Below are 24,453 nucleotides of genomic sequence, written 5' to 3' on the forward strand. Positions count from 1 at the left end.
CCTCACCGTCGAAGAGCGGGCCATTGCCGGCGCGGCTCACCCGTGGCGGGCAGCCGCGTGACGGACCTCGACGCGGTGGACACCATCGTGCCCCAGGCCGCTCCCGTCGACCTGGTCGTGGAAGCGGAACGGTTCGTGCTCGGCACCATGATGACCGAGATCGACCGCACCCCCGGCGCTGACGACCTCACGCCCGGGGAGTTCTACCTCGGCCGGCACGGCGCGATCTTGCGCGCGATCCGGGCCGGGCAGGCTGCCGGCGATCCGGTCGACCCGCTCGCCGTTGCCGCTCGGCTCCAGGCGTCCGGCGAGCTTCAACGGTGCGGCGGGGTGCTGTACCTGCACGAGCTGGTCGCCGCCGCCGGCTACCCGGGGACCGTCGCCCACCACGCCGGCATCATCCGGGCCGCCGCCCGCCGCCGGGAACGTATGCAGCTACTCGCCCGCGCCGCGCAGATCGCCGACAAGGACGAGCTGTGGGCCAGCCAGGGGCCGCGCCTTCTGGAGCGGTTGTCGGGCCCACCGGACGCCGCCACGGTCACCGCGCGGCGAAGCTGGAAGCCCGTCGACCTCACCGCGGTGCTCGCCGGCGACTACCAACCGCCGCTGCCCACCGTCGGCCGACGTGACGACGGGATCGGCATGTTCTACCCCGGCCGGCTGCACACCATCGCCAGCGAGAGCGAAGCCGGGAAGACGTGGCTGGCGCTACTGGCGGTCCGCGCCGAACTGGAGGCGGGCAACGCCGTGGTGTACCTCGACTTCGAGGACGACGAGGGCGGCGTGGTGGGCCGGCTCATGGCCATGCAGGTCAAGCCGGAACTCATCCGTGACCGGTTCGCCTACTTCAAGCCTGACGACGCGATCACCTCGTTGGGCAACCGCGAAGACCTCGCCCAGGCGCTCGGCGACCTTCGGCCCACCCTATCGGTGCTCGACGGCGTCACCGAGGCCATGTCGCTGCACGGCCTGGAGATGAAGGACAACACCGACATCGCCTCGTTCGGCAAGATGCTGCCCCGGTGGATCGCCGACCGAGGACCGGCCAGCGTCGCACTCGACCACGTCACGAAGAGCACCGAGGGGCGTGGTCGATACGCCATCGGCGGCGTGCACAAGCTCAACGGGCTCAACGGCGCCGCCTACACCCTGGAGAACCGGCGGCCGTTCGGCGTGGGCTTGACGGGTCGCTCGACTGTGCAGATCACGAAGGACCGACCCGCGCAGCTCCGCCGGCATTCGCTGCCCGGCCGGGAAGGTCTGTTCTGGTACGGCGACCTCATCATGACCAGCCACGAGGCCGCATTCGTCGAGCTGGGCCTTGAGGCACCGGTCGCCAGGCCGGATACGGGCCTTCGGCCTACCGCCGTGATGCTCAAGGTGTCCCGGGTCGTGGCCGACAACCCGGGTGGCCTGTCGAAGAACGCCATCGAAACCATGGTCGGCGGCAAGGCCTCGGTCGTCCGAACGGCGCTGGAGCTCCTCGTCAACGAGGGCTTCGTGCTCCAGCGCAAGGAAGGCGCGTCGCTGATCCACTCGCACATCAAGCCCTTCACGATCGAGGCGTTGGAGGCACCCGGTGACTGACGACTTCGTCCCTCGTCCCAACCTCGTCCCACCTCGTCCCGGACGAACGGAAGAACCTCGTCCCCTCGTCCCGTCGTATAGGGACGAGGACGAGGGACGAACCACGGGCGGACCCCTGAATCTCAATCTCAGGGACGAACTCACCGCCCGCCTGGAGGCGGCCGTCGCCGAGACGCTGCGCCACCGGGCCGCACGCCGGCAGCAACGCGAAGGCCACGCCGCCGCCCGCGCCGCCGGCCTCGCCAGCCGCCACCGTGACCGGCTCGCCCGACGAAAGGCCACCATGCCCGACACCAACCAGCAGACCCTCGCCGTTGACGTCGCCGAGCTGCGCGACAGCGAACTGTCGACCCTCGCCGGAGTGCTCGGGAAGGTCGCCACCTGGCGCACCCTGTCCGAACCCGTCGTCGTCACCCTCGCCGCCCTCGCCCAGCAAGCCGGCCGCATCCGCGCCGATCGGGACCGGCCGGCCCGACCCAGCGGGCAACGATGACCGACCCCGGTGCCGCCATCGAACAAATGATCCTGCACCCCCACCACCGCCAGCTCGTCGACGAGCTGCGCGCCGCGATGCCGGTGCATCAGGTCGACCAGGTCGACGCCGCCGCCGACCACGCCCGCCGGCTGCTCGACGCCGCCGGCGACGCCACCAGCCGGGACCTGACCGCCCTGCCGACGTGGCTGCGCCGGTGCATCCTCGACACGCTCGCCCGGTGGGCCGCCGGGGCCGGCTCGACATGCCGGCACCGGCCGTCCCCGTCCCGGCCGGCGCCGGTGGTGGCCGCCTGCTGGCGTCCGTCGTTGGTCGTCTGCGTCGCCTGCGTGCCGCTGATCAGCCGCCCGCCGTACTGGGAGTGCGGTGGGTGTGGTGAGGCCGCCGACGCTACGGAGACGGCGCAGTTCGGGGTGCTGCTGTTCATGTTCACCACCTGCCCCGACTGCCGGGTGGCACGGTGACCACCGTCCCGCCCCGGGTGGTGGCCATCGACTCCGTGGGCCGGCCGGTCACGCTCGACGAGCAGGGCATGGCGCACCTACGGCGGGCGCTGCGCGCCCACCTCGACTGGTGTCACCGCAGCGGCATCACGCCGCCGCCCGACCTGGTGGCCATGGCCACAACGGTGGCCGGGAATGGGCGATCTGGCCGCGAGAGTGTCCGCGAGGTCGATCAAGGGCCGCCGCCGGGTCATCGTCATGTCGTGATGTCGTACCGGGAAGCCGCGCAGTACCTGGGTGTTTCCACCAGGACGCTGCGGCGGCACCGGGCGGCTGGCCTTCTGCGCGCTACGGGCCGCCGCCTGGTCATCCCGGTTCCGCTGGACCGCGCCGAGCTCGGCGGCTGATCCGGTGGAGTCCCTGAGCCGCCGCGGTGTGGCACTCAGGGGTAGCCCGCAGGCGACCCGGCTTCGCGCCACGCGCCTGCGGTGCGGCATCGCCCCTTCGCCGTAGCCCGGTCCGGGGTTCGCCGCCAGGCCCCGGCCGGCTACGGCACCGGTCACGACGGGCGGGTGGTAGAGCGATGTGTGTTGGGTGTCAGGCTCTTGACGCCTCGGAGCACCAGGCCCTCGAAGCCTTCGAGGCGGAACCGGGTGCGCCGTCGTTGCGGCGGCGGTGCCCGGTCGATCAGCGATGGTTCTACGCAGCCAGGAACGGCCGGCTGTTCGCCGTCTACTGCCGTGCGGAGTGCAAGGCCGCCCGCGAAGCCCAGATCCATCGGGCCATCCGCGACCTTGCCCGCGACAGCGCCCCCGACGACCCGCGTGCCGCCCTGGTCGACGCCGAAGTCCTCTACACCTGGTGGTACGGCACCAACGACCACCGGCTGACCCGCCAGTACTGGGGCAACGCCGGCCGGCCGGGCCCCGTGCACGCGCCGGCCAGCCCTCGCGCACGGCAGGCCCTGGTTGACCGGATCGATCGGCTACGGCGCGTTGTCGACCAGCTCGACCGGGAGGCAGAGCGCGCGGAAGCGCAGCGGCGACGCCAGGAAGCCACCCGCGCCGGGCAGGAAGCGGCCCGCATCGAGCAGGAGGCGGAGAACGCGTGGCGGGCCGAGCTGCTCGCTGGCCTCGACGAGCCGACGGGAGAGTGATCATGGACTGTGGTTGCGGTAGGGCTGCGTGTGCCGCCCTGGGGCGGACGGTCATGGCGGCGGCGCCCTTCATGAACGATCCGCTCACCGGGTCGCCGTCGTTTCAGCGGGCGATGGCCGCGCGGAAGGCGCGGGAGGCACGCCCGTCGGCGGTCCGGCAGCAGCCGCGCCGGGCACCGTCGCCGCGGCTGCGTGAGCTCCAGCGGTGGAGTGCCCCGATCAACATCCGGGCCGCCACGCAGGGCCTGTGCATCGACGGCTACCGGCTCGACCTGGCCGGCATGGACACGCGCGGGTGCACCACCGAGCTGTACTGGCGTCACCGCGACGGCCACGCCGGCCGCGCCTTCGAGGTGATCGGCCGCGTCGACGAGCTGAGCGAAGCCAGGTGGGGCCGCGACTATGCCGATCTCAGCCTGCAAGCCCGCATCCGCCTCGACCTGACCACCGACGAGGGCCGCCAGCAGTGGGAGCGCCACCAGCGCGGCGAAGCCCTCGCGGCGTCGATCATGTTCCTGCGGAACTCGCCGCCGGAGTCCATGGGCGGGTGGGTGCGCGACTGGCAGCTCCGGCACGTTTCGCTCGTCGAGCCGGGCAAGCAGGTTGACCCCCGGGCCGTCACGCCGCGCTGGGCGCTGTAGCCAATGGAGAAGGACCTCAGCTACAGGCTCTCCGCCGACCCCCGCCAGTTCGAGAAGGGCTTCAAGTCCGCCGAGGCGTCCGCCCGGGCGCTGGAGAAGGAGTTGGCCCGGCTGGAGGCCGAGCAGGCCCGCGTCGACGCCGCCATGCAGGAAGCCGGCACGGTGGCCCTGGCCGCCGGGGCGGCGATCACCGCCGGGCTGGTCATGGCCACCCAGGCCGCGATCTCGTGGGAGTCGGCGTGGACCGGCGTGGCGAAGGTCGTCTCCGGCACCCCCGAGCAGATGGAAGACCTGGAGGAGTCGCTGCGGGGGCTGGCGCGGACCCTGCCGCAGACCCACGAGGAGATCGCCGCGGTGGCGGCGGCCGCCGGCCAGCTCGGCGTAAAGCGGCAGGACATCGTCCAGTTCACCCGGGTCATGGTCGACCTCGGCACCGCCACGAACCTGACGTCAGAAGAGGCCGCGTTCGCCCTGTCGCGGCTGATGAACATCATGCAGACCGCCCCCGACGACGTCGGCCGGCTCGGCGCGTCCATCGTGGAGCTCGGCAACAACAGCGCCACGACGGAGCAGGACATCGTCGACATGGCGCTGCGGATCGCCGGCGCCGGCAAGACCGTCCGCATGAGCGAGGCCGACGTCATCGGGTTCGCCGGCGCGCTGTCCAGCGTCGGCATCATGGCCGAGGCCGGCGGCTCCGCGATCAGCCGGGCGTTCATCGCCATCGAGGGCGCGGTCCGCGCCGGCGGCGAGGACCTGGAGACGTTCGCGGCGGTGTCGGGCATGACCGCCGCCGACTTCACCAAGGCGTGGCAGGTCGACTCCGCGCGGGCGACGGCCGCGTTCATCCAGGGTCTCGGCCGGATGCAAGCCAGCGGCCAGGACGTGTTCGCCACCCTCAAGGACCTCGGCCTGTCCGAGATCCTGCTCCGCGACGCGCTGCTGCGCCTCGCCGGCGCCGGGGACCTGGTGAGCCGGTCCCTCGACATCGCCAACCGGGGTTGGTCGGACAACACGGCGCTGCTGGCGGAGGCCGAGCGCCGCTACCAGACCGTCGAGTCGCGGATCCAGATCGCGAAGAACAACCTGAACGACTTCGCGATCGACATGGGCAACGTCTTCCTGCCGGCCGTCGGCAAGGCGGCCGACCTCGTGTCGGCGCTGGGCGAAATCCTCGGCGAGCTACCCGGCCCCGTGAAGGTGATCCTCGGCCTGCTCGCCGCCGCGACCGCCGCGCTGCTCCTGACGGGCGGGGCCGCCCTCATCGCGGTGCCGCAGATCGCCGCCTACCGGGCCAGCATCGACACCCTCGCGGCGAGCCAGGGGCGTCTTGCGGCGGCGACCGTCGCCGCGTCCGGGATGCTCGGCCGGGTCGGCACGTTCCTCGCCGGGCCGTGGGGCATCGCGATCGGGGTGGCGGTCGCCGCCCTGACCGCGTTCACCGCCGCGCAGGCCAACGCCCGTAGCCGGGCGCGGGAACTCGCCGACACCCTCGACACGCAATCCGGTGCGGTCACCAAGGACACCGCCGTGTGGGTGGCGAACCAGCTCGCCAGCAAGGGCGCCGTCGACGCGGCCGAAAGGTTGGGCATCAGCACGGCCACCCTCACCAAGGCGATCATGGGCGAACAGGGTGCCCTCGACGAGGTGAACGCCGCGATCGACGGCGTAGAGGTCAAGGGCAACCAGTTCGTCGGCGTGCAGGACAAGAAGGTCGCCGCCGCCGCCCGCCTGCGTACCGTCCTCGCCGAGATGGGCGGGGACCTGGCCAACGCCACCGAGCTGCAACGGCAACTCACCGAGGCGACCGGGGCGACCACGAGGTCCACCTCCGAGCTGGAGCCGAACGCCCGCACCCTGGCGCAGACGCTGGGTGTCACGGCCGACGAGGCCGACGACCTGACCGCCGGCATCGACCAGCTCGACAAGGAGCTGCAAGCCCTGTTCGACCGGATGTTCTCCGTCGAGGAAGCCGAAGACGCGGCCGTGCGGGCGATGCGGCGGATGACCGAGGAAGCGAACGCGAACGGCGGTGCCCTGAAGGGCAACTCGGAGGCGGCGCTGGCCAACCGGGACAACGTGCGGGCCGTCATCAACGCGCACCTGCGCCAGGTCCAAGCGATGGCGGAGTCCGGCGCGACGGCCGGAGAGTTGACCGAGAAGACCGAGCGGCTCCGCAAGAAGTTCGTCGACCAGGCGAGGGCGGCCGGCATGTCCGAGGACCAGATCAAGGAGTACGCCAAGGCGTACGACCAGGTGCCCGGGCTGGTCAACACCTCGATCAAGACGCCGGGGCTCAGCACCGCGTCGGGAGCGGTGTCCCGGTTCAAGGAACTGTGGGAGTCGATCAAGGACCGGTCGGTGCGGCTGCGGGCGGTCATGGCCAGCCAGCCGAACCCGGCGTCCGGCATGAGCACCGGCGGCATGGTCGACGGGCCCACCGGGTTCGACAACGTGCCGTTCCTCAGCCCGTCCGGCACCACGATGCTGACCAAGGGCGAGTACGTATCGACCGTCGCGTCAACGAGCGCGAACCGGGCCGCGCTGGAGGCCGCAAACAACGGGGCCCGCCTGGCCGTAGTCGGCCGGCCCGGCACCAGCGGCGGCGGCGCGGGCGGCGGAGTCAACGTGGAGCAACTCGTCGTCCAAGCCTGGACAGACCGCTTCTCGTGGCCGCAGGTCTCCAGCGAACTCCAGATGCACGCAGCGATCTGAAGGGAACCACCTGATGGGCGTACTGGGCGACCTGGCGTTCAACGCCGGCGACATCCTGCGGCGGCTCCGCGACCTCGAACGCGCCGTCCGGGAACTGTCCGCCAGCCGCCGCCTGGAGGCCGCGAGCATCGGCCGCGGCGGCATCAGCGTCAACGGCGGAACGTTCACCACCCGCGACATCGACGGCCGCACCCTCGCCGCCATGGGCCAGCTCGGCGACGACTACCGCGGCACATGGCTCGCCCGGGCCGGAGGAAGCGTCGCGTTCGCCGTCTACGGCAGCAACGCACCCGACGACGAAGGGTTCGTCAGCCTCTGGGACAAGAACGGCAACTACATCGTCAGCGACGACGCCTGGAGCGGCCGAGGCCTCGCCCGCCCCTACATCCCCATCCCCGTCCAGGACTACGCGCCGCCCACCGCCACCACCACCAGCAGCACCTTCGTCGACGTCGTCGCCGGGATGACCGCCATCCAGCACCCCGTCCTGTTCGCCTACCTACTCGTCCGGGCCAGCGACGCCGGCACCGCAGGCGAGATCCGCGCCACCATCGAAGACGTCCCCGTCGGCGACCCCATCGCCGTGGCCCTCGGCTCCTACACCGAGACGTACATCGGGCCCGTCGCCCTGGACGTACCCGCCACCTCCTACGGCGGACTACGCCGCATCGCCGTCCAAGCCCGCCGCACCTCAGGCAGCGGCACCATCGGCGTGAGAGTCCTGTCGATGCTCGGCCTCGAATCGGCGTACGCCACGGGTGGCGGTGGCGGTGGTGGCTTCGCCCTCGCGTCGTTCGGCGACGAACCCGACAGCGACCAACCGAAGCGGACAGCACCACCGGTCACGGCACCCGACCCCACCATGAGCCCCAGCCCCACAGCGCCCACAACGAAGTAGCCAAGGCGCGCGACGCCCGAGCAGCAGCAGCCAGCGAACGAAGCGAACAAACGAAACCGCCACTCACGACGCTGGTAACACAGGGTAACCGGCAGGGGGGTAGGGGCCGGACGGGCCAGCTCAGGGGCCTGACCCGCCCACGCCTCAGGAACATCTCCCCCCGTAACGCTGGCCAGGGCGAGGCACCCCACCCACCTGTGACAGACAGTGATTACAGGGTGGGTGGCCAGGCAGGTTGCCGGGGCTGCGGGGGCCGTGACACCGTTACCGGCCACGCTGTCACGGCGTGACAGCCACCGTGACAGATCCCCGGTCAGTCGCCGGGCGTCGTGACGGGCCCCGGGTTGGGCCGAAGCTCGGGTCGGGCAGGGGTAGGCCGCGCCGTGGCCGGGTCGGGTCGGATGTCGGCCGTCCCGCCGCCCGTGGCGTTGTCGGGGTCGGAGGCGTCCACCGGCGGGGCCGCCGCCTTCGTGGTGGGGTCGGCCGGTTCGGTCGGTTCGGCGGGGGCCGCCGTGGTGGGCTCGGCGCTGTCGCTGGCGGCCGGCGCGGTGGTGGTGGCCTCGTCGTCGACGGGCCGGACCACGTGGCGCGGGGCGGGGTCGCTGGCGATCTGGGCGCCGACGGCCATGCCGCCGGCGGCGGCGAAGACGAGGGCCCCAACGGCAAGGCCGATGTTGCGCAGCTTCATGGTGTGACTGTAGGCAGTGGACGCCCGCCCGTGGGGGCAAGCCGAACGGCCCCGCCAGGATCGCGTCTGTCGGGACGCTCTGCGCTTTGTGGCATCCTCGTGCGATGGCAAACAGGGAAATCGGCCGTCTCGCCGCCCACGTCTTGCTTGACGCGGTGAGCACCTACGACAGTTCTGCGCCGGAAGATGAAAGCGGCGACATTCTCGACCTGGCGGTCGCGCGGCTGGCCGATGTCGACTGCGTGACCGTGGCCTACAACGACGAGACGAGCGTCGCGACGGTGGACGCGACCGACCTGGTCGGTGGGACGGTTGTTCTGCTCAACGCTCTCGTTGAGCGTCTCGTCCTTGAGACAGGAATCGAGCGGGCGTTGCTGGTCAGCCAGACCCGGGAAATCATCGACCAGTCGCTGTAGCACGACGCATCATGCCGACGGCCCGCCAGGATCGTGCCCGGCGGGCCGTCGGCATGATGGCGGGGTGAAGAAGAAGCTTCTCGACTCGATCGCGCGTCATCTTGTCGCCTGGCTCGTCGGCTCCGCGCTGCTGATCGCCGCCGTGGCCGTGGCCGTCATGGTGGTGATCTCCAGGTCGTACCAGGCACCGGCCGGTGAGGAGCAGCCGAAGATCACTGACTGGATGCAGGCGTGGGGCAGTGTCGGCGGAGTTCTCGCCGGCCTACTCGCGGCCGGGGCCGCTGCCGCCCTGCTGATGCACGAACGCAAGCGAAGCGCCGAGGCCGAGCGCCTGCTCGCCGAGGAGCGGGCCGAGGCTGCGCTCAACGTGCCCCGCTCCGTGGCCGTCACGCCGGCCCGCTTCATTGGCTACGGCCACGCCGGGGACCAGTACGGCCAACAGGCCAGCTTCCACATCTACAACTATGGGCCCTTCGTGATCAGGAATGTTCAGGCCGTTGTTGTCCTGCCCGAGGACGGGCCCTGCCTGATCTTGCGGCCCTTCACGGTGATCGGCCCAGGCGCAAACGAGGCAATCAGGCAGGGCTTCGCACCGGTGCTCAAGATTCCGGCATCGTACGAGCTGAGCAAGCTGCGCGCGACCGTGAGGGTGTGCTTCATCGATCACGTCGGCCAGCCATGGCAGGTGACAAGCGACGGTCAGATCTCGCGCACGACAGTCCCGTACCCGGCAGTTGACGCGGCTGCGGCAGTACCCGGCACCGTCCGGCTCGATACCGAATGAGCAGCCCGCCAGGATCGTCCGTGGTGGGCCGTCGCGTGCTGTTGGAGGGTGGAGGCATGGAACGTCGGGGTAGCGCGCTGTGCGGCCGGCTGGCTGGCGGTGGTGCGCCGTCGGGCGTGGCCGGTCTGTCGGGGCCGCGTCCGGGTGGGCCGCCGAAGCCGACCGGGCCGGCGGGGCCCCGGCCGAAGTCCGTCGCGCCGTAACGCAGTTGGGCGACCGGATCGCGTACTCAGGTTCGGAATTCGGCACCCGGGTGCCGAATCGGTAGGCCGCCTGCCGGGGTCTACTGCTCGTCGACGCGCTGGCTCGGCCGGTGTGCGCGGATCCACGCTTCGACGTCGGCGCGGGCCCACACGCGCACCCGGCCGCTGGCCACCGTGTCGATCGGGGCGGGGAACGTCGCCCGGTTCGTGATCTCCGTGGCCCGGGTGCGCGACACCCCGCCGAGCATCTCGGCGATGTCGGACAACGCGACCAGTCTCACGGGCTGACCGTATGCAGGTGCAACCCGCGAAGCTTGCCACTTCCAAGCTTGACGGTGGTCACGTTGCAGGTGCAACCTCTGAGGCACAACGCGACTCCGGAGGGTGAACGCCGATGATCGACGAACACGGCCCGGCGGCCGACGCTCAGCCCGTTCTGCGCGCGATCGGTCGGGTGCCCGGCATCAACGGGCACCTGCCCGACCGGCCCGCGTGGACGTGCGCCGCCCCGGGCTGCCCGCACCGGTGGCCCTGCCCGCACGCCCGCGACCGGATCACCGCGGCGGCCGGCGGGGACCGGGTCGACCTGTCGATCACCATGGCGCAGGTCCTCAACGTGGCCGTCGTGGACCTCGTCCGGGTGCCCGGCGACCACGACCTGTTCCGCCGGATGCTCGCATGGACCCGCTGACCATCCCCGGCCCCGGCAAGCCCCCGGTCGCCTCGCGGTGTCTGGGCTGCGTCGAACGGCTGTTGCCCCTGCCGCACGACTGCGGCGGGGACCGGATCCCGACCGACGAGCTGGGCTGGTGGTGCGACTGCCCGAACCCGGAATGCCGCCGGCGGCAGGCTGGCGACTGGACGAAGCCGACCACCACGAAGCCCACCGGACGCCGCACCACGGCGCGGTGAGACGCCGCCCGGCCCCGGCCGGGCCGGGTGCCCCGCCCACCGTTCGGCAGACGGGGCACCGTGCCCGGATCAGGTCCGCAAGGGCGTACGCCTCGCGGCGATCCGGCCGCCCAGCTCCACCAGGCAGATCGACGCCACCACCACCAGCCCGTCGACGGACAGCGGCAACAGGTACTGCGCGCCGTTCGTCTCCCCGTAGCGGGCGGCGACGGCCGCCATGTGCCAGTACGACACCCACGCCGCGATGCCGGCGATGAGCGCGGTAGCCGCCCAGCGGGCGAGGGCCAGGTGTCGGCGGTGGACCGGCACCCGGGAGATCAGTTCGATCGTGAGCAGCAGCGCCAGGGGCGACCACGCCGAGATGATCTGGGAGATCAGTTCGTCGCGGGCGTGCAGCACGTTCCCGGCGATGCTGGCGGCGACGCCCAGGGCGAGCACAGCGCGCACGGCCCACCGGATCCGCAGCAGCGACGGCAACTCGGCCGGTCCGGCCGGCGGCGGGTCGACCCCGCGCGCCGTGCCCGGGTTTCCGGTGCCGGTGGGCTGCGGCGACGCCTTCCGGTGTCGCCAGTGCCGTACCCGCCGCCGAGGTGGGCGGGCCCGCCGGCCGCGCCCGCCCGTACCCGGGTTCGGGCCGGCCGGCCCGGCGTCGACCGGCTCGCTGTCGACCGGCGGCGCGGTGGCGTGCTCCGGCTCGCGCCCGGCCGGCACCGGGCCCACGGCCGCGCCGCCGCCCGTGCCCGGCAACGGACCCGGGTCCGGCCCGACCGGCTCGGCGTACTCCCACGGATCCGCCGCCGGCTCGTCGACGTCCCACCACGCCGGCGGCACCCCGGCGTCACCGAGGACGGCCGGCGGGTCCGCCAACCACGGCCCGCCCACGCCGCCGGCCGCAGCGTCCAGCAGATCCGCCGGGGCCGCCTGGCCGTCCTGCTCCCCGCCGTCCTGCTCTCCGGCCGAGGGCTGACCGCCCAGCGGCTCCCCGGCGCCCTCGACCACCGGCGACACCACGGCGTCGCCTGCATCGGCCCCGGCCGGCGGCACGGCCGGCACCGGGTCATCCTCGGACGCGGGTTCGGCCTGGTCGACCACCGGCCCGTCCGTCGGGGCCGCCTGGTCCTGGCCGCCGACGAGCAGCCCCCGCAGCTCCCGGGCCTTCGCCGCGCCGATCCGGTACGTCCGCATCAACTGGTTGCGCGACGGCACCTCGCCCAGCTCGTCGACGAGCTGCCGCGCGTGCGGCAACAGCTCGTCGACGGGCTGCGGGAAGCGGGTGCCGCTGATCGTCGGCGCGGTCATGCCTCGTCGCCTTCCTCGTCGGTGTCGCACTCGCCGATGCCCCACTCGTCGAGCAGTTCCGTCACGGCGTCGTCGCCCTCGTCGAGCGCGTCGGCCAGCCGGGCGAACCGCTCGGGGTCCTGGTCGAGGGCCCCCGCGACGAGCAGGAACGTGTCGGTCTGCTCGGCCAGGGCCCGGCCGCTGATCCGGGCGAACAGCTCGTCGGGGTCGTCGAGCAGCCGCGCCAACTCCATGTAGGCGTCGCGCTCACCCTGCTTGCGGCCCTCCATCACACCGACCTCCATCGAGAGCTCGACCGCCTGGTCGAGCTCCTCACGGCTGGCGTGGGTCTGGCGGATCCGGGCCCGCGACCGCGCGGCGGGCCGCCTGGTCGTCGACGGCCGCCACCACCGTTCCGGCCGGCTCACCGGTCGCCGCCGAGCGCCTCGCTGCGGCACGGGCCGCAGTTCCCCGCCGGGCACCCCCGGTGCCGGGGGCACTGGCCGGCCCGGTCAGCGACCGGCAGGGCGGCCCCCCGACGTTCCGGGAACGGTGGCCGGCCGGGGTTGGTGTTCTTCCCCCTCCGGGCGAACCACCGCGCGGCAGCGCGGCCCTTCAACTTCTGAGGATCTTCAACTTCGGGTGACACCCCTTGCGTGTCACCATCGGTCGGCGGATCTGGCACCACCGCCGCCGGATCTGGCACCCCCGCCGCCCGTGGCGTCACCGGCTCGCCGGTCACCAGCCGGTAGACCCGGGTGACGACGTGCGCGGCCTTGGACACCACCAGCCGACCCAACTGCACCAGCTTGGCCACGCACCGCTGCACGGTCCGCACCGAGCAGCCGACGTACTCGGCGATCGTCGCCACGGCCGGCCAGGCGTTCCCGTCGGCGTTGGCGTGCGCCGCGATGGCGACCAGCACCAGCCGTTCCGTCTTCGGCAGGTCCTGGGAGGCCGACAGCGCGGCCTTGACGGCCCGGCTCACTGGGCACCGCCCAGCTTGCCGGTGGGGAAGATGTACGACTCGCCGCACCACCGGTTGATGCCCGGGGTCATGCCGACCCGGTGCGCGGTCATGTTCGCCGACCACACCGCGACGACGGTTTCGACGGCGTGCTGCTCGCAGGCGTACACCGAGGCGTCAAGGGAGCTGTGCAGGTCGAAGTCGGTCGGAGTGAAGACCTCGATCCGGGCGGTGGCGGGCTGCCCGCACTCGGGCAGGCTGAACGGTAGATTGCTCACGGGTCGCCTCCACGGGGCGATCAAGGGCCCGGAGCACAGGAGCGCCAACTCCTGCCGGGCCCGTCTTCGTTAAGACGTGTCCTATGTTGCCCTTCGACCTGGCGATCGCGGTGGCGCTGCTCGGCGGCTCCGGGGAGCTGCCGCTGCTGCCGCTGGAACGGGTGGTGGTCCTCGGGGAGCTGGGGCTCGACGGCACCGTCCGGCCGGTGCGCGGGGTGCTGCCCATGGTGGCCGCCGCCGCGCGGGCCGGGCTGCACCGGGTGGTCGTCCCGGTGGGCAACGCCGCCGAGGCGGCAGTCATCCCGGGTGTCCGGGTCCGGGCCGTGGACACGCTGCACCGGCTGGTCGGCTTCGTCCGGGACGGCACGCCGCTGATCGAGCCGCCCGACCCCGCCCCGGCGGAGGGGCCGGGCGGGCCGGACCTGGCGGAGGTCGCCGGGCAGGCGCTGGGCCGGCGGGCCCTGGAGGTGGCCGCCGCCGGCGGGCACCACCTGGCGCTGTTCGGGCCGCCCGGCGCGGGCAAGACCATGCTCGCCGAGCGCCTGCCGTCGATCCTGCCCGAGCTCGACGACGACGCGGCGCTGGAGGTCACCGCGCTGCACTCGATCGCCGGGCTGCTGCCGGCCCACGGCCACCTGCTGCGCCGTCCGCCGTTCCAGGCCCCGCACCACACCGCCACGGTGGCCGCGCTGGTCGGCGGCGGGTCCGGGCTGGCCCGCCCCGGCGCCGTGTCGCTCGCCCACCGTGGGGTGCTGTTCCTCGACGAGGCGCCGGAGTTCGGCAAGGGGGCCCTGGAGGCGCTGCGGCAGCCGCTGGAGCACGGCCGGGTGCAGCTCGCCCGCAGCCGGGGCGGCACCGAATACCCGGCCCGGACGCAGCTCGTCCTCGCCGCCAACCCCTGCCCGTGCGCGCGGCCGGCCGGCGACACGTACTGCGAGTGCTCCCCGCTGGCCCGCCGGCGCTACCTCGGCCGGCTCTCCGGCCCGCTGCTGGACCGCATCGACGTGCAGGTGACCCTCCCGCCGCTGCGGGCGGCGGAGCTCATGGAGGCGGGGGGCACGGGCGAGTCGTCGGCGACGGTCGCGGCCCGGGTGGCCGCCGCCCGCCGGGCCGCGGCGGACCGCTGGGCGGACGGCGGCTGGCGGGTCAACGCCGAGGTGCCCGGCCCCCGGCTGCGCCGGCCACCGTGGCGGCTGCCCGAACGGGACACCCGGGAGCTGCGCGGGCGGCTCGACTCCGGGTCGCTGTCGGCGCGCGGCTTCGACCGGGTCGTCCGGCTGGCGTGGACGGTCGCCGACCTCGACGGGCGGGACCGCCCGCACGCCGAGGACGTCCGGGAGGCGCTGCAACTGAGGATGGGGGACGGGGCGTGAGCGACGACGACCGGCTGGCCCGGGTGGCGTTGACCTGGTTGACCGAGCCCGGCACCCGGTCGGTGCACCGGCTGGTCGAGCAGCTCGGCGCGGGCGGCGCGCTGGAGCTGCTGCTGGGCGGCGGGGCGCCGGAGGAGCGGCTGCGCGCCGCCGTGGCCGCCCGCGGCCGGGACGGGGACGCCCGGGCCGTGGCGGCCGACGCCCTGGCCCGCGCGGCGCGGCTGGGGGCCCGGCTCGTCACCCCCACCGACGGGGAGTGGCCCGCCACCGTCGAGCACCTGCGCCGGCTGGCCCTGCCCGGCGCCACCCGCCGGGTGGACGTCGAGACCGCGCCTCCGCTCTGCTTCTGGGTGCGTGGCGGGTGGCCGCTCGGCGACGCGCTGGACCGGGCGGTCTCGGTGGTCGGCGCGCGGGCGGCCACCCCGTACGGGGTGCACGTCGCCACCGAGCTGGGCTACGGGCTGGCCGACCGGGACTGGACGGTGGTCTCCGGCGGCGCGTTCGGCATCGACGCGGCGGCGCACCGGGGCGCGCTCAACGCGGGCGGGCTGACGGTGGCGGTGCTCGCCTGCGGGATCGACCGGCCGTACCCGATGGGCAACGCCGCGCTGTTCGACCGCATCGGCGAGGCCGGGTTGCTGGTCAGCGAGTGGCCGCCCGGGGCGGAGCCGTTGCGCCCCCGGTTCCTCGTCCGCAACCGGGTGATCGCGGCGGCGACCCGGGGGACGGTGCTGGTGGAGGCGTCGGCCCGCAGCGGAGCGACGCAGACCCTCAACCGGGCCCTCGCCGCCGGCCGGCACGCCATGGTGGTGCCCGGGCCGGTCACCTCCGCCATGTCGGTCGGCGCCCACGAGCTGCTGCGCGAGCACCCGTCGGCCCGGCTGGTCACCGGCGTGGCGCACGTGCTGGAGGAGGTCGGCCGGATCGGTGCCGACCTCGCCCCGCCCGCGCGCGCCCCGCAGCGGCCCCGGGACCTGCTCGACGACGAGGCGACGCAGGTGCTGGAGTCGATGCCCCGGCGCGGGGCGACCGGCGTCGACCGGTTGGCCGCGCGCGCCGGGGTGGACGTCCGGACCGCCCTGCGCAAGCTCTCCCTGCTGGAGGAGCTGGGCCTGGTGCGCCGCCGCGCCGACGGATACGCGCTGGCCACCGGTGCCGCGCCGGCGTCGGGGACGTGACGGGTGCCGGTCCTGCCCCCCGTCGGCGCCCGGCCGGGCTCGCCGCGCGCCCGTAAGCTGGGCCGGTGCGAGGCTACGGACGGGCGCGGCGGCGGGCGGCGGGCACGCGGGGCTGTCCCCGGTGAGCCGCGCCGGTCCCGGCAGCAGGGCGACGCACGCGGCCCTGCCCACGCCGATGCGGGAGGCGGTCGACGACTTCGCCGACCACCTGGCCCGGGTGCGCAACCGGTCGGCGCACACCGTCCGCGCGTACGTCGGCGACCTGGTCTCCCTGCTCGACCACGCCGCCCGGATGGGCTGCGCCGAGGTGGCCGACCTCGACCTGGGCGTGGTGCGCAGCTGGCTGGCGAAGCAGCGCACGACCGGGGCCGCCCGCACCACGATGGCGCGGCGGGCCGCCGCGGCGCGCGCCTTCAGCGCGTGGGCGCAGCGCGCCGGGCTGGCCCCCGCCGACGTGGCCGCGTCGCTGGCCAGCCCCCGCGCCCACCGGGAGCTGCCGACGGTGCTCCGCGCCGACCAGGCGGCCGCCCTGATGCGGGCACCGACCGGCCCCGGGGCCCCGGCGGCCGGCGCGCCCGCGGCGGGACCCGGTTCCGCCCGGGTCCCCCCGGCCGGGCCCACCGGCGGCGGGGAGCGGGAGGCGGCGGTGGCGCACGGGGTGCTGCTGCGGGACCGGGTCCTGCTCGAACTGCTCTACGCCACCGGCGTGCGGATCAGCGAGGCATGCGGCCTGGACACCGCCGACGTGGACCACGGCCGCCGCGTGGTGCGGGTGCTCGGCAAGGGCGCCCGGGAACGGTCCGTGCCGTACGGGGTGCCGGCGCAACGCGCCCTCGACGAGTGGCTGCGGGCCGGGCGGCCCGCCCTGGCGGGTCCCGGTTCGGGCGACGCCCTGCTGCTCGGGGCGCGGGGCGGGCGGCTGCACCCGACGACGGCGCGGCGGGTCGTCGCCGGGCACGCCGAGGCCGCCGGTCTGCCCCGGACCACCCCGCACGGGCTGCGCCACTCGGCCGCCACCCACCTGCTGGAGGGCGGCGCGGACCTGCGGGCGGTGCAGGAGTTGCTGGGGCACTCGTCGCTGGGCAGCACCCAGATCTACACCCACGTGTCGGTCGAGCGGCTGCGGGCCGCGTACCGGCAGGCCCACCCGCGCGCCTGAGCCGGCCGGTCCCGCCCCGGCGGCGGGGGCCGGTGCGGCCCGGTCCTCGTCGGGGGGCACCGCCCACCGTGCCCGGCTACGATCATCAGATGAGCGCGCCGCAGCCGCCCGACCCCCTTCCCGGTGCCCGGCTGCTCTTCTCGCTGGACCCGGCGGTGAGCCACCTCAACCACGGCTCGTTCGGCGCGGTGCCGGTCAACGTGCAGCGCGTCCAGCAGCGGCTGCGCGACGAGATGGAGGCGAACCCGCTGCGCTTCTTCGGGCTCAGCCTGGTGGACCGGATCACCCACACCCGCCGGCACCTGGCCGCCTTCCTCGGCGCCGACCCGGACGGCACCGCCCTGGTCGGCAACGCCACCACCGGCGTCGCCGTGGTGCTCCAGTCGCTGGGCCTGCGCCCCGGCGACGAGGTGGTCACCACCGACCACGGCTACGGCGCGGTCGGCTTCTCCGTCGACCGCGAGTGCCGCCGCACCGGGGCGACCCGGCGCATCCTGCCGGTGCCGTTGACCGCGACAGACGAGCAGGTCGTCGAGATCGTCCGCGCCGGGCTGCGCCCCGGCCGCACGAAGCTGCTCGTCGTCGACCAGCTCACCTCCGCCACCGCCCGCCTGTTCCCGGTCGCCGCGGTCGTCGCGGCGGCGCACGCCCACGGGGTGCCGGTGCTCGTCGACGCCGCCCACGCGCCGGGCATGCTGGCGACCCCCGTGGCGGGCATCGGCGCGGACTTCTGGGTGGGCAACCTGCACAAGTGGGGGTACGCCCCGCGCGGCACCGCCGCGCTGGTGGTGGCGTCGCCGTGGCGGGACCGGATGGAGCCGCTGGTGGTCTCGTGGGAACAGGATGCCGGCTTCCCCGGCAACGTCGAGTGGCAGGCGACCCTGGACTACACGTCGTGGCTCGCCGCGCCGGCCGGCGTCTGGACCCTGCGCAGCCTCGGCGTCGAGCGGGTACGCGCGCACAACGCCGCGCTTGCCGCGTATGGGCAGCGGGTGCTGGGGGACGCGCTGGGGGTGCCGCCGGCCGACCTGCCGGAGCCCGGCGGGCCGACGGTCGCCATGCGGATCGTCCCGCTGCCGGACGGGCTGGCCACCACGATCGACGCCGCCCGCGCGCTGCGCGAACGGATCGCCGAGGAGTTGTCGGCCGAGGTGGCGGTGATGTCCTGGGCCGGTCGCGGCTGGCTGCGGGTGTGCGGCCAGGTCTACAACACGCCGGACGAGTACGAACGCCTCGCCGCACGGCTGCCGGCGCTGCTCGCCCGACGCTGACGACCGACCCGTGCTGTCCTCTTCCCGCCATGCCGCCAGACCCTGACGGCCGCGCCGTGCCGGCGACACGGGGGCGCACCGTGGGACCGGGCTGCCGCCATGCCGGCGGCATGGGGGCACCGTGGGACCCGGCTGCCGCCAGGTCGCCGGCGTGACGCCCGCTGCGGCGAGCGCGACCGGGGCAGCCGAGCGTCCCGGGCCAGGGGGCGACGGTCAGAGCGGCAGCAGCCGGACGGGGCCGAGGCCGAGCAGCGCCGTCGGGTCGAGGTACTCCTCGCCCCGGCGCAGGCCCCAGTGCAGGCAGGCCCGGTCCGGGCAGCCCGCGTGCCCGGGTTCCAGCCGGCCCAGCGACGCCCCCGCGGCCACCCGGTCGCCGACCCGGACGCCGGGCGTCACCGGCTCGTAGGTGGTCCGCAGCCCGGCGCTGTGCCCGACGGTGATCACCGGTCGGCCGGCGACCTGCCCGGCGTGGAGCACCACCCCGGGCCCGGCGGCGCGGACCACGGCACCCGGCTCGGCGATCAGGTCGACGCCCCGGTGCCCGGGCAGCCACGGCTGCGGCGGCGGCTCGAAGCGGCGGGCGGGTCGCGGCACCCCGTCGAGCGGCCACCCGAAGGCCGGCAGTCCGGAACCGGGACCGGCGACGACCGCACCGGCGACGACCGGGCCCACGGCGACCGGACCGACAGCGACCGGACCGACAGCGGCCGGACCGGCGACGACGGGGTCGACGGCGACCGGGACCGAAACGGCCGCACCGGCGACGACCGGGATCGAGGCGACCGGGCCGGGGGCGGCAGCGGCGGCGAGGGCGAGACCGCAGAGGACGACCCCGGCGGCCGCCGCCGGCCGTGGCCGGTTCGGCGCCGGCGCGCCCCCGGTCCGGACCGCGCCGCCGCCCGCGCCGGGGCCGCCTCTGCCGTTGCTCCTGTCCGGGCCGGGACCGCCCGGCGCATGCCTCGTCCGCATGTCCGGCAGCGTGCCGGAAGGCCGGGGTGGCCGCCACCGACCACGGCTCGCCTGTGGACAGCCGGCGTCGTTGTGGACAACCCCCGCCCGGCCCGATGATCTGCTATGGCCGGTGGGCGCGGACCGCGTCGGGGGGTGCCGGTGGAGGCGGCCACCGCAGGCGGGGCGACGTGGGTGTCGGCGGGGTCGGCTCCGCCGCCCGGCGGGCGGCGGCGGGGCGCGGTGGGGACGGCTGGCGCAGCCGGCAGGGCGCGGGTCGGGTGGAGCCCGACGCCCGGCGGGGCGGTGCGGCCGTCAGCCGCCGAAGCCGGAGTCGGCCGGCAGGGAGATGTCGGGCTTCTCCAGCTCCTCGACGTTGACGTCCTTGAACGTCATCACCCGGACATTCTTGACGAACCGGGCCGGACGGTACATGTCCCACACCCAGGCGTCGTGCATCTCGACCTCGAAGTAGACCTCGCCGTCGGAGTTGCGCACGTGCAGGTCCACCTGGTTGGCCAGGTAGAAGCGGCGCTCCGTCTCCACCACGTACGAGAACTGACGGACGATGTCGCGGTACTCCCGGTAGAGCTGGAGCTCCATCTCGGTCTCGTACTTCTCGAGATCTTCCGCGCTCATCGCACTCCGCCTTCCATGACCACATCCTCCCCCACCGGCGCGGGAGGTCGGGGCTGCTCGCCCAACGCCACGCCGACGGTACCCCCTGACACGTCGAAACGCTCCATCGGCTCGACCGGCCGCGCACCCACCGGACGGCGGGATCTGGGTGGCCGCCCGTCCAGGCCGGAAACGGTGGCCACATTGACGTACGAGAACCTGTGTTCCCGGCACGGGCCGCGCTCCCGCAGGGCCGCCGTGTGCTCCGCGGTGACGTAGCCCTTGTGCTCGGCGAAGCCGTAGCCGGGGTACGACGCGTCCAGCTCGACCATGATCCGGTCCCGGGTCACCTTGGCGAGCACGCTGGCCGCCGCGACGCAGGCCGCCACCCGGTCGCCCTTCCACACCGCGAGCCCCGGCACGTCCAGGCCGTCGACGCCGAAGCCGTCGGTCAGCACGTAGTCCGGCCGGGTGGCCAGCGAGGCGAGGGCCCGGCGCATCGCGGCGAGGTTGCACACGTGCAGGCCCCGGGCGTCGACCTCGTCGGCCGGGATCACGACCACCGCGTACGCGAGGGCGCGGGCGACCACCTGGTCGTAGACGCGCTCCCGGCTGGCCGGGGTGAGCAGCTTGGAGTCGGCCAGCCCGTCGATCTCGCCGCGCCGCCCCTCCGGCAGCACCGCCGCCGCGGCGACGAGCGGCCCCGCGCAGGCCCCGCGCCCGGCCTCGTCGGCGCCGGCCACGTGCCGGAAGCCCCGGCGTTGCAGGGCGCGCTCCAGCGCGTACAGCCCGGCCTCCCGGCGCACGACGGTGCGCGGCGGGGTCAGCACGGCGCGCCCCCGGCGGTGGACCCGACGTCGGCGGACCCGGCGGGTGCGGCGGACCCGGCGGGCGGGGCCGGCGGGTCGGCCGGCTCGGGGCGCGCGGCGAGCGCGCGGCGCAGCAACGCCGGCAGGTCGGCCGGGTAGTAGCGCTCGGTCGTGGCCGCCAGCTCGTCGAGCGGCCACCAGCGGTGCCCGGTGATGCTGGCCCGCTCGACGGCGTCGAGGCCCGCCGTGTCGACCTCCCACCCCGCCACGCGGGCCAGGAAGAACTGCTGCTCCTGCTCGTAGTAGGCGGCGCCGAACGGGAACCGGATCCGCTCCTGCTCCACCGGCTCGCCCAGCTCGGCCGGGGTCAGCCGCAGGCCCGTCTCCTCGGCCAGCTCCCGGGCGGCGGCCGCCGCCGGGGACTCCCCCGGCTCCAGCCCGCCGCCGGGGGTCAGCCAGTATCGGTGGTCGGGCCGCGCCGGGTCGTGCCCGGCGAGGAGCAGCACCCGGCCGGCGGCGTCGACGAGCAGCACGCGCGCCGCGCGTCGGGGGGTGTAGACCGTCACCGTCCCAGCCTGCCAGACGCCGCGCCGGACGCCCATGCCCACCCGGGGGCCGCTGGGGTCGCGCAGGCCGATCAGGGGTTGGGTACGTCGTCGAACGACTTCGGCACGGTGAGCCACGTGGCCCGGTCGACCGGCCAGAAGACGGTGAACGCCCGCCCGACCACCTGGTCCTCGGGAATGGTGGCGCTGTCGATGTTCTGGCCCGACTGCTGCCAGTGCTCCAGCGAGTCGCCGGACGCCGAGCGGTGGTCGCCCATCACCCACAGCCGCCCCTGCGGCACGGTGATGTCGAACTCCTGGTCGGCGGCCTTGTCCTGCTGGCCGTTGGCCGAGTAGATGTACGGCTCGTCGATCGGCTTGCCGTTGATCATGATCCGCTCCTGCGGGTCGCAGCAGACCACGTGGTCGCCGCCGACGCCGATCACCCGCTTGATGAAGTCCTCGCCGTCGGGGTTGCCGCTCCACTCGGTCGGTGCCTTGAACACCACGACCTCGCCCCGGTGCGGTGACCGGAAGTCGTAGACCAGCTTGTTGACCAGCACCCGATCATTGATCTGGAGGGTGTTCTCCATGGACGGCGACGGGATGTAGAAGGTCTGGAGCACGAAGGCCCGCACCAGCACCGCTACCAGGATCGCCACGCCCAGGAGGATGGGCAGCTCCTTCCAGAAGGAGCCGCTCTTCTTGTCGGTCTGCTCGTCAATCACGGGTGGAGCCTACGTCGCCGCAGGCGGACCGGCCGCCCGGAACGCGCGAGAACGGACAGCGCAGCCGAGACCGGTAGGAGCAGCAGCACACCGCCCGTGCCGCTGGGCCGCACCGGGGCCAGGGGCTGCCCGGCCGCCGGGGTGGGCCCGGTGACCGTCGCGAAGGTCTCCGGCACCGGCAGCGACGCCCACCGCGACGACGGCCAGACCACCGCGAACGCCCGGCCGACGACGTTCTCGATCGGCACCGGGCCCTGGCAGCGGGCGTCCTGGGAGACGAGCCGGTGGTCGCCCATGACGAAGATCTGGCCGGGCGGGACGACCACCTCGTCGAAGCGCCGCGACCGGCACTCGGCGGGGTTGGGCGGCAGGTCCAGCGGCGAGTCGCGGATCACGTACGGCTCGTCGAGCGGAATGTCGTTGACGGTGACCCGGCCCTGGGCGTCGCAGCAGCGGACCCGGTCCCCGGGCACGCCGATCACCCGCTTGATGAAGTCCTTCTCGCCGGGGCGGCTCACCCCGACCAGGTCGCCGACGGTGCGGCCGAACTTGCCGACGATCCCGGGCTCGGGCTCCTGGACCTCCTGGGCGACCCACTTGTCGGTGCCCCGGAAGACCACCACCTCGCCGCGCTGCGGGTCGCGGACGTCGTAGACGACCTTGTTGACCAGCACCCGGTCGTTGACGAGCAGGGTGTCCTCCATGGAGCCGGAGGGGATGAAGAACGCCTGGAGCAGGAAGGTGCGGATCAGCACCGCCAGGCAGAAGGCGACGACCAACAGCAGCGGCAGCTCCTGCCACAGCGGCATCTGCCGGCGGGACCGTCGTTCCCGCCGACGCCACGGATCGACCGCGTCGCCCTCGTCAAGCGTGCGCACCATGCCACTCCCCGGTTCGCAGAAACGCCACTACCGCCCGGGAGCCTCGACGAGGCCCCACGGGCGGTAGTGGGACGATCCGCGACCACGGCTGACGCCGCGACGCATCGATGCCCGCCTGCGCCCGTGCGACCAGCGTAACCGGGCCGGGCCCGTACGACATCCGCGCAGCTCAGGCGGCGTGGCGAGCGGGAAGTCAGCTAGGCTGCTTCTCGCGGCGCTCCTTGATCTTGGCCTTCTTGCCCCGCAGCTCGCGCAGGTAGTAGAGCTTGGCGCGGCGCACGGCGCCACGGGTCACGATCTCGATCCGGTCGATCGCCGGGCTGTTCACCGGGTAGGTCCGCTCGACACCCACGCCGAAGCTCATCTTGCGGACCGAGAAGGTCTCGCGCAGGCCGTCACCCTGGCGGCGGATGACGACGCCCTGGAAGATCTGGACCCGGGACCGGCTGCCCTCGACGACCCGCGCGTGCACCTTGACGGTGTCACCGGCGCGGAACTGGGGGATGTCGACCCGCTTCGACTGGGCGTCAAGGGCGTCCAGGATGTTCATCGCTGTGTCCTCGTGAGGCTCACGGCGCACCGTCAGTCGGTGCGCGGATGGGTGATTCTGATCCCCGGGTGGCGACCGCGGGCGGCCCCGGTCGAGGATCCTCGCAGCCGCCCGCGGCGCGGGCGGTTACGGCAACCTCCCTACTTTGCCACATCCCCCGCCGGCAGCGGAAATCCGGCCCGGTCCAGGGCCGCCCGGTCCCGTTTGTCCAGGCTCGCCGGGTCGAGCGCGGCGAGCAGGTCGGGCCGGCGGGCGGCGGTGCGGGTCAGCGCCTCGTCGCGCCGCCAGCGGGCGATCCGGCCGTGGTCGCCGGAGCGCAGCACCTCCGGCACCTCGTGCCCGCGCCAGCTCGCCGGCTTGGTGTACATCGGCGCCTCCAGCAGCCCGTGGGCGTGCGACTCGTCGTCCAGCGAGCCGGCGTTGCCGAGCACCCCGGGCAGCAGCCGGGTCACGGCCTCCAGGATCACCAGCACGGCCACCTCGCCGCCGAAGAGCACGTAGTCGCCGAGGGAGACCTCCGTCACCCGCATCCGGGTCGCGGCGTGGTCGAGCACCCGCTGGTCGATGCCCTCGTACCGGCCGCAGGCGAAGAGCAGGTGCGACTCGGCGGCCAGTTCGTGCGCCATGGCCTGCGTGAACGGCTCGCCGGCCGGCGACGGCACCAGCAGCCGGGGCAGGGTCACGCCGTCCGGGGCCAGCTCGGCCGGGGCGAGGGCGTCGAGCGCCTCGCCCCACGGCTCGGGCCGCATCACCATCCCGGGCCCGCCGCCGTAGGGCGTGTCGTCGACCGTGCGGTGCACGTCGTGGGTCCAGCTCCGCAGGTCGTGTACGGCCAGCCGCAGCGTCCCGGCGGCCCGGGCCCGGCCGATCAGCGACAGGTCGAGCGGGGCGAGGTACTCGGGGAAGATCGACACGACGTCGACGCGCATGCGCG

General features: G+C 74.2%; 28 protein-coding genes and 2 pseudogenes. 16 read left to right on the forward strand and 14 right to left on the reverse strand.

The window, feature by feature from the left end; genetic code table 11:
* Window positions 1-57 precede the first annotated feature (57 nt).
* The 8 genes from HDA31_RS21560 to HDA31_RS21595 all read left to right on the forward strand — a co-directional run bounded on the left by HDA31_RS21560 (window position 58) and on the right by HDA31_RS21595 (window position 7,933).
* Window positions 58-1,587, forward strand: coding sequence for a DnaB-like helicase N-terminal domain-containing protein (locus HDA31_RS21560; protein WP_178063812.1), 1,530 nt, complete (start codon window positions 58-60; stop codon window positions 1,585-1,587).
* A complete protein-coding gene (locus HDA31_RS21565; protein WP_178063811.1) occupies window positions 1,580-2,080 on the forward strand; it encodes a hypothetical protein in 501 nt (166 codons plus the stop codon). Before HDA31_RS21560 ends, HDA31_RS21565 begins: the two co-directional genes overlap by 8 nt.
* A complete protein-coding gene (locus tag HDA31_RS21570) occupies window positions 2,077-2,544 on the forward strand; it encodes a hypothetical protein (protein WP_178063810.1) in 468 nt (155 codons plus the stop codon). Before HDA31_RS21565 ends, HDA31_RS21570 begins: the two co-directional genes overlap by 4 nt.
* On the forward strand, window positions 2,541-2,930 hold the full coding sequence (locus tag HDA31_RS33130; RefSeq protein ID WP_178063809.1) for a helix-turn-helix domain-containing protein: 390 nt from the start codon (window positions 2,541-2,543) through the stop codon (window positions 2,928-2,930). Before HDA31_RS21570 ends, HDA31_RS33130 begins: the two co-directional genes overlap by 4 nt.
* A 257-nt stretch (window positions 2,931-3,187) precedes the next feature.
* The gene (locus HDA31_RS21580; RefSeq protein WP_178063808.1) at window positions 3,188-3,679 is read left to right on the forward strand and encodes a hypothetical protein; all 492 of its coding nucleotides are present in this window, start codon (window positions 3,188-3,190) and stop codon (window positions 3,677-3,679) included.
* Window positions 3,680-3,732: 53 nt separating this feature from the next.
* Window positions 3,733-4,320, forward strand: a complete 588-nt coding sequence (locus HDA31_RS21585) for a hypothetical protein (RefSeq protein WP_178063807.1) — start codon at window positions 3,733-3,735, stop codon at window positions 4,318-4,320.
* Window positions 4,321-4,323: 3 nt separating this feature from the next.
* Window positions 4,324-7,035, forward strand: coding sequence for a phage tail tape measure protein (locus HDA31_RS21590; protein WP_178063806.1), 2,712 nt, complete (start codon window positions 4,324-4,326; stop codon window positions 7,033-7,035).
* 13 nt (window positions 7,036-7,048) lie between these two features.
* Entirely contained in the window at window positions 7,049-7,933 is an 885-nt protein-coding gene (locus tag HDA31_RS21595; protein ID WP_178063805.1) for a hypothetical protein, read from the forward strand.
* A 313-nt stretch (window positions 7,934-8,246) separates the two neighbouring features.
* On the opposite strand, the gene HDA31_RS21600 is transcribed toward HDA31_RS21595, so the two are convergent.
* A complete protein-coding gene (locus HDA31_RS21600; protein ID WP_178063804.1) occupies window positions 8,247-8,621 on the reverse strand; it encodes a hypothetical protein in 375 nt (124 codons plus the stop codon).
* 104 nt (window positions 8,622-8,725) lie between these two features.
* On the opposite strand from HDA31_RS21600, the gene HDA31_RS21605 reads away from it, so the two are divergent.
* A complete protein-coding gene (locus HDA31_RS21605) occupies window positions 8,726-9,037 on the forward strand; it encodes a hypothetical protein (RefSeq protein ID WP_178063803.1) in 312 nt (103 codons plus the stop codon).
* 64 nt (window positions 9,038-9,101) lie between these two features.
* Window positions 9,102-9,821, forward strand: a complete 720-nt coding sequence (locus tag HDA31_RS32430) for a hypothetical protein (protein WP_246384484.1) — start codon at window positions 9,102-9,104, stop codon at window positions 9,819-9,821.
* 283 nt (window positions 9,822-10,104) lie between these two features.
* On the opposite strand, the gene HDA31_RS21620 is transcribed toward HDA31_RS32430, so the two are convergent.
* Entirely contained in the window at window positions 10,105-10,305 is a 201-nt protein-coding gene (locus tag HDA31_RS21620) for a helix-turn-helix transcriptional regulator (RefSeq protein WP_178063800.1), read from the reverse strand.
* Between the two features lie 113 nt (window positions 10,306-10,418).
* Here HDA31_RS21620 and HDA31_RS21625 point away from each other — a divergent pair, with 113 nt between their 5' ends.
* Together HDA31_RS21625 and HDA31_RS21630 are read left to right on the forward strand one after the other, a co-directional pair.
* A complete protein-coding gene (locus HDA31_RS21625; RefSeq protein ID WP_178063799.1) occupies window positions 10,419-10,715 on the forward strand; it encodes a hypothetical protein in 297 nt (98 codons plus the stop codon).
* Window positions 10,703-10,936: a hypothetical protein gene (locus tag HDA31_RS21630; RefSeq protein ID WP_178063798.1), complete on the forward strand. Its 234-nt coding sequence runs from the start codon at window positions 10,703-10,705 to the stop codon at window positions 10,934-10,936. Before HDA31_RS21625 ends, HDA31_RS21630 begins: the two co-directional genes overlap by 13 nt.
* Window positions 10,937-11,005: 69 nt before the next feature.
* Here the strand turns inward: HDA31_RS21630 and HDA31_RS32435 are convergent, their stop codons facing one another.
* From HDA31_RS32435 to HDA31_RS31835, 4 genes are read right to left on the reverse strand one after another with little or no spacing between them, the layout of a single operon-like run.
* Window positions 11,006-12,235: a DUF2637 domain-containing protein gene (locus tag HDA31_RS32435; RefSeq protein ID WP_246384483.1), complete on the reverse strand. Its 1,230-nt coding sequence runs from the start codon at window positions 12,233-12,235 to the stop codon at window positions 11,006-11,008.
* On the reverse strand, window positions 12,232-12,642 hold the full coding sequence (locus HDA31_RS21640; protein ID WP_178063797.1) for a hypothetical protein: 411 nt from the start codon (window positions 12,640-12,642) through the stop codon (window positions 12,232-12,234). The genes HDA31_RS32435 and HDA31_RS21640 overlap by 4 nt, the downstream gene beginning before the upstream one ends.
* Window positions 12,639-13,202 (reverse strand): helix-turn-helix domain-containing protein, encoded by a 564-nt coding sequence (locus tag HDA31_RS21645; RefSeq protein ID WP_178063796.1) that lies wholly within the window; start codon window positions 13,200-13,202, stop codon window positions 12,639-12,641. The genes HDA31_RS21640 and HDA31_RS21645 overlap by 4 nt, the downstream gene beginning before the upstream one ends.
* Entirely contained in the window at window positions 13,199-13,459 is a 261-nt protein-coding gene (locus tag HDA31_RS31835; protein ID WP_219825013.1) for a hypothetical protein, read from the reverse strand. Before HDA31_RS31835 ends, HDA31_RS21645 begins: the two co-directional genes overlap by 4 nt.
* Window positions 13,460-13,551: 92 nt before the next feature.
* Between HDA31_RS31835 and HDA31_RS21650 the strand changes: the two are divergent.
* The 4 genes and pseudogenes from HDA31_RS21650 to HDA31_RS21665 all read left to right on the forward strand — a co-directional run.
* Window positions 13,552-14,832, forward strand: a pseudogene (locus HDA31_RS21650) (YifB family Mg chelatase-like AAA ATPase); the annotation flags it as partial.
* Window positions 14,829-16,010 (forward strand): DNA-processing protein DprA, encoded by a 1,182-nt coding sequence (locus tag HDA31_RS21655; protein ID WP_246384482.1) that lies wholly within the window; start codon window positions 14,829-14,831, stop codon window positions 16,008-16,010. The pseudogene HDA31_RS21650 and the gene HDA31_RS21655, both read left to right, overlap by 4 nt.
* Window positions 16,011-16,185: 175 nt before the next feature.
* A complete protein-coding gene (locus HDA31_RS21660) occupies window positions 16,186-17,169 on the forward strand; it encodes a tyrosine recombinase XerC (RefSeq protein ID WP_178067156.1) in 984 nt (327 codons plus the stop codon).
* Window positions 17,170-17,258: 89 nt separating this feature from the next.
* Window positions 17,259-18,440 carry an aminotransferase class V-fold PLP-dependent enzyme gene (locus HDA31_RS21665; protein WP_178063794.1) on the forward strand — a complete coding sequence of 394 codons (1,182 nt, stop codon included), beginning with the start codon at window positions 17,259-17,261 and terminating at the stop codon, window positions 18,438-18,440.
* A 213-nt stretch (window positions 18,441-18,653) separates the two neighbouring features.
* Here the strand turns inward: HDA31_RS21665 and HDA31_RS21670 are convergent, their stop codons facing one another.
* The 8 genes and pseudogenes from HDA31_RS21670 to trmD all read right to left on the reverse strand — a co-directional run bounded on the left by HDA31_RS21670 (window position 18,654) and on the right by trmD (window position 24,448).
* Window positions 18,654-19,409: a murein hydrolase activator EnvC family protein gene (locus HDA31_RS21670; RefSeq protein ID WP_178063793.1), complete on the reverse strand. Its 756-nt coding sequence runs from the start codon at window positions 19,407-19,409 to the stop codon at window positions 18,654-18,656.
* A 294-nt stretch (window positions 19,410-19,703) separates the two neighbouring features.
* Window positions 19,704-20,027, reverse strand: a complete 324-nt coding sequence (locus HDA31_RS21675; RefSeq protein ID WP_007075222.1) for a DUF2469 domain-containing protein — start codon at window positions 20,025-20,027, stop codon at window positions 19,704-19,706.
* Window positions 20,024-20,836 (reverse strand): ribonuclease HII, encoded by an 813-nt coding sequence (locus HDA31_RS21680; protein ID WP_074473828.1) that lies wholly within the window; start codon window positions 20,834-20,836, stop codon window positions 20,024-20,026. Before HDA31_RS21680 ends, HDA31_RS21675 begins: the two co-directional genes overlap by 4 nt.
* On the reverse strand, window positions 20,830-21,381 hold the full coding sequence (locus HDA31_RS21685) for an NUDIX hydrolase (protein ID WP_246384480.1): 552 nt from the start codon (window positions 21,379-21,381) through the stop codon (window positions 20,830-20,832). The genes HDA31_RS21680 and HDA31_RS21685 overlap by 7 nt, the downstream gene beginning before the upstream one ends.
* A 71-nt stretch (window positions 21,382-21,452) precedes the next feature.
* Entirely contained in the window at window positions 21,453-22,088 is a 636-nt protein-coding gene (gene lepB / locus HDA31_RS21690; protein ID WP_043962347.1) for a signal peptidase I, read from the reverse strand.
* Between the two features lie 9 nt (window positions 22,089-22,097).
* A pseudogene (gene lepB / locus HDA31_RS21695) lies at window positions 22,098-22,969 on the reverse strand (signal peptidase I).
* Between the two features lie 193 nt (window positions 22,970-23,162).
* On the reverse strand, window positions 23,163-23,519 hold the full coding sequence (rplS, locus tag HDA31_RS21700; protein ID WP_043962345.1) for a 50S ribosomal protein L19: 357 nt from the start codon (window positions 23,517-23,519) through the stop codon (window positions 23,163-23,165).
* 140 nt (window positions 23,520-23,659) lie between these two features.
* A complete protein-coding gene (trmD, locus tag HDA31_RS21705; protein ID WP_178063790.1) occupies window positions 23,660-24,448 on the reverse strand; it encodes a tRNA (guanosine(37)-N1)-methyltransferase TrmD in 789 nt (262 codons plus the stop codon).
* Window positions 24,449-24,453: the final 5 nt, after the last annotated feature.

Origin of the sequence: Micromonospora carbonacea (assembly GCF_014205165.1) — a bacterium.
In the GTDB taxonomy this organism is placed as follows: Bacteria; Actinomycetota; Actinomycetes; order Mycobacteriales; family Micromonosporaceae; genus Micromonospora; species Micromonospora carbonacea.

Excerpts from the sequence above, each read along its gene's own strand:
- HDA31_RS21570 (WP_178063810.1), top strand. The coding sequence starts at position 2,077 with ATGACCGACCCCGGTGCCGCCATCGAACAAATGATCCTGCACCCCCAC.
- HDA31_RS21585 (WP_178063807.1), top strand. The coding sequence starts at position 3,733 with ATGGCGGCGGCGCCCTTCATGAACGATCCGCTCACCGGGTCGCCGTCG.
- HDA31_RS21590 (WP_178063806.1), top strand. The coding sequence starts at position 4,324 with ATGGAGAAGGACCTCAGCTACAGGCTCTCCGCCGACCCCCGCCAGTTC.
- HDA31_RS21595 (WP_178063805.1), top strand. The coding sequence starts at position 7,049 with ATGGGCGTACTGGGCGACCTGGCGTTCAACGCCGGCGACATCCTGCGG.
- HDA31_RS21600 (WP_178063804.1), bottom strand. The coding sequence starts at position 8,621 with ATGAAGCTGCGCAACATCGGCCTTGCCGTTGGGGCCCTCGTCTTCGCC.
- HDA31_RS21605 (WP_178063803.1), top strand. The coding sequence starts at position 8,726 with ATGGCAAACAGGGAAATCGGCCGTCTCGCCGCCCACGTCTTGCTTGAC.
- HDA31_RS21625 (WP_178063799.1), top strand. The coding sequence starts at position 10,419 with ATGATCGACGAACACGGCCCGGCGGCCGACGCTCAGCCCGTTCTGCGC.
- HDA31_RS21630 (WP_178063798.1), top strand. The coding sequence starts at position 10,703 with ATGGACCCGCTGACCATCCCCGGCCCCGGCAAGCCCCCGGTCGCCTCG.
- HDA31_RS32435 (WP_246384483.1), bottom strand. The coding sequence starts at position 12,235 with ATGACCGCGCCGACGATCAGCGGCACCCGCTTCCCGCAGCCCGTCGAC.
- HDA31_RS21660 (WP_178067156.1), top strand. The coding sequence starts at position 16,186 with ATGCGGGAGGCGGTCGACGACTTCGCCGACCACCTGGCCCGGGTGCGC.
- HDA31_RS21665 (WP_178063794.1), top strand. The coding sequence starts at position 17,259 with ATGAGCGCGCCGCAGCCGCCCGACCCCCTTCCCGGTGCCCGGCTGCTC.
- HDA31_RS21670 (WP_178063793.1), bottom strand. The coding sequence starts at position 19,409 with ATGCGGACGAGGCATGCGCCGGGCGGTCCCGGCCCGGACAGGAGCAAC.
- HDA31_RS21675 (WP_007075222.1), bottom strand. The coding sequence starts at position 20,027 with ATGAGCGCGGAAGATCTCGAGAAGTACGAGACCGAGATGGAGCTCCAG.
- rplS (WP_043962345.1), bottom strand. The coding sequence starts at position 23,519 with ATGAACATCCTGGACGCCCTTGACGCCCAGTCGAAGCGGGTCGACATC.
- trmD (WP_178063790.1), bottom strand. The coding sequence starts at position 24,448 with ATGCGCGTCGACGTCGTGTCGATCTTCCCCGAGTACCTCGCCCCGCTC.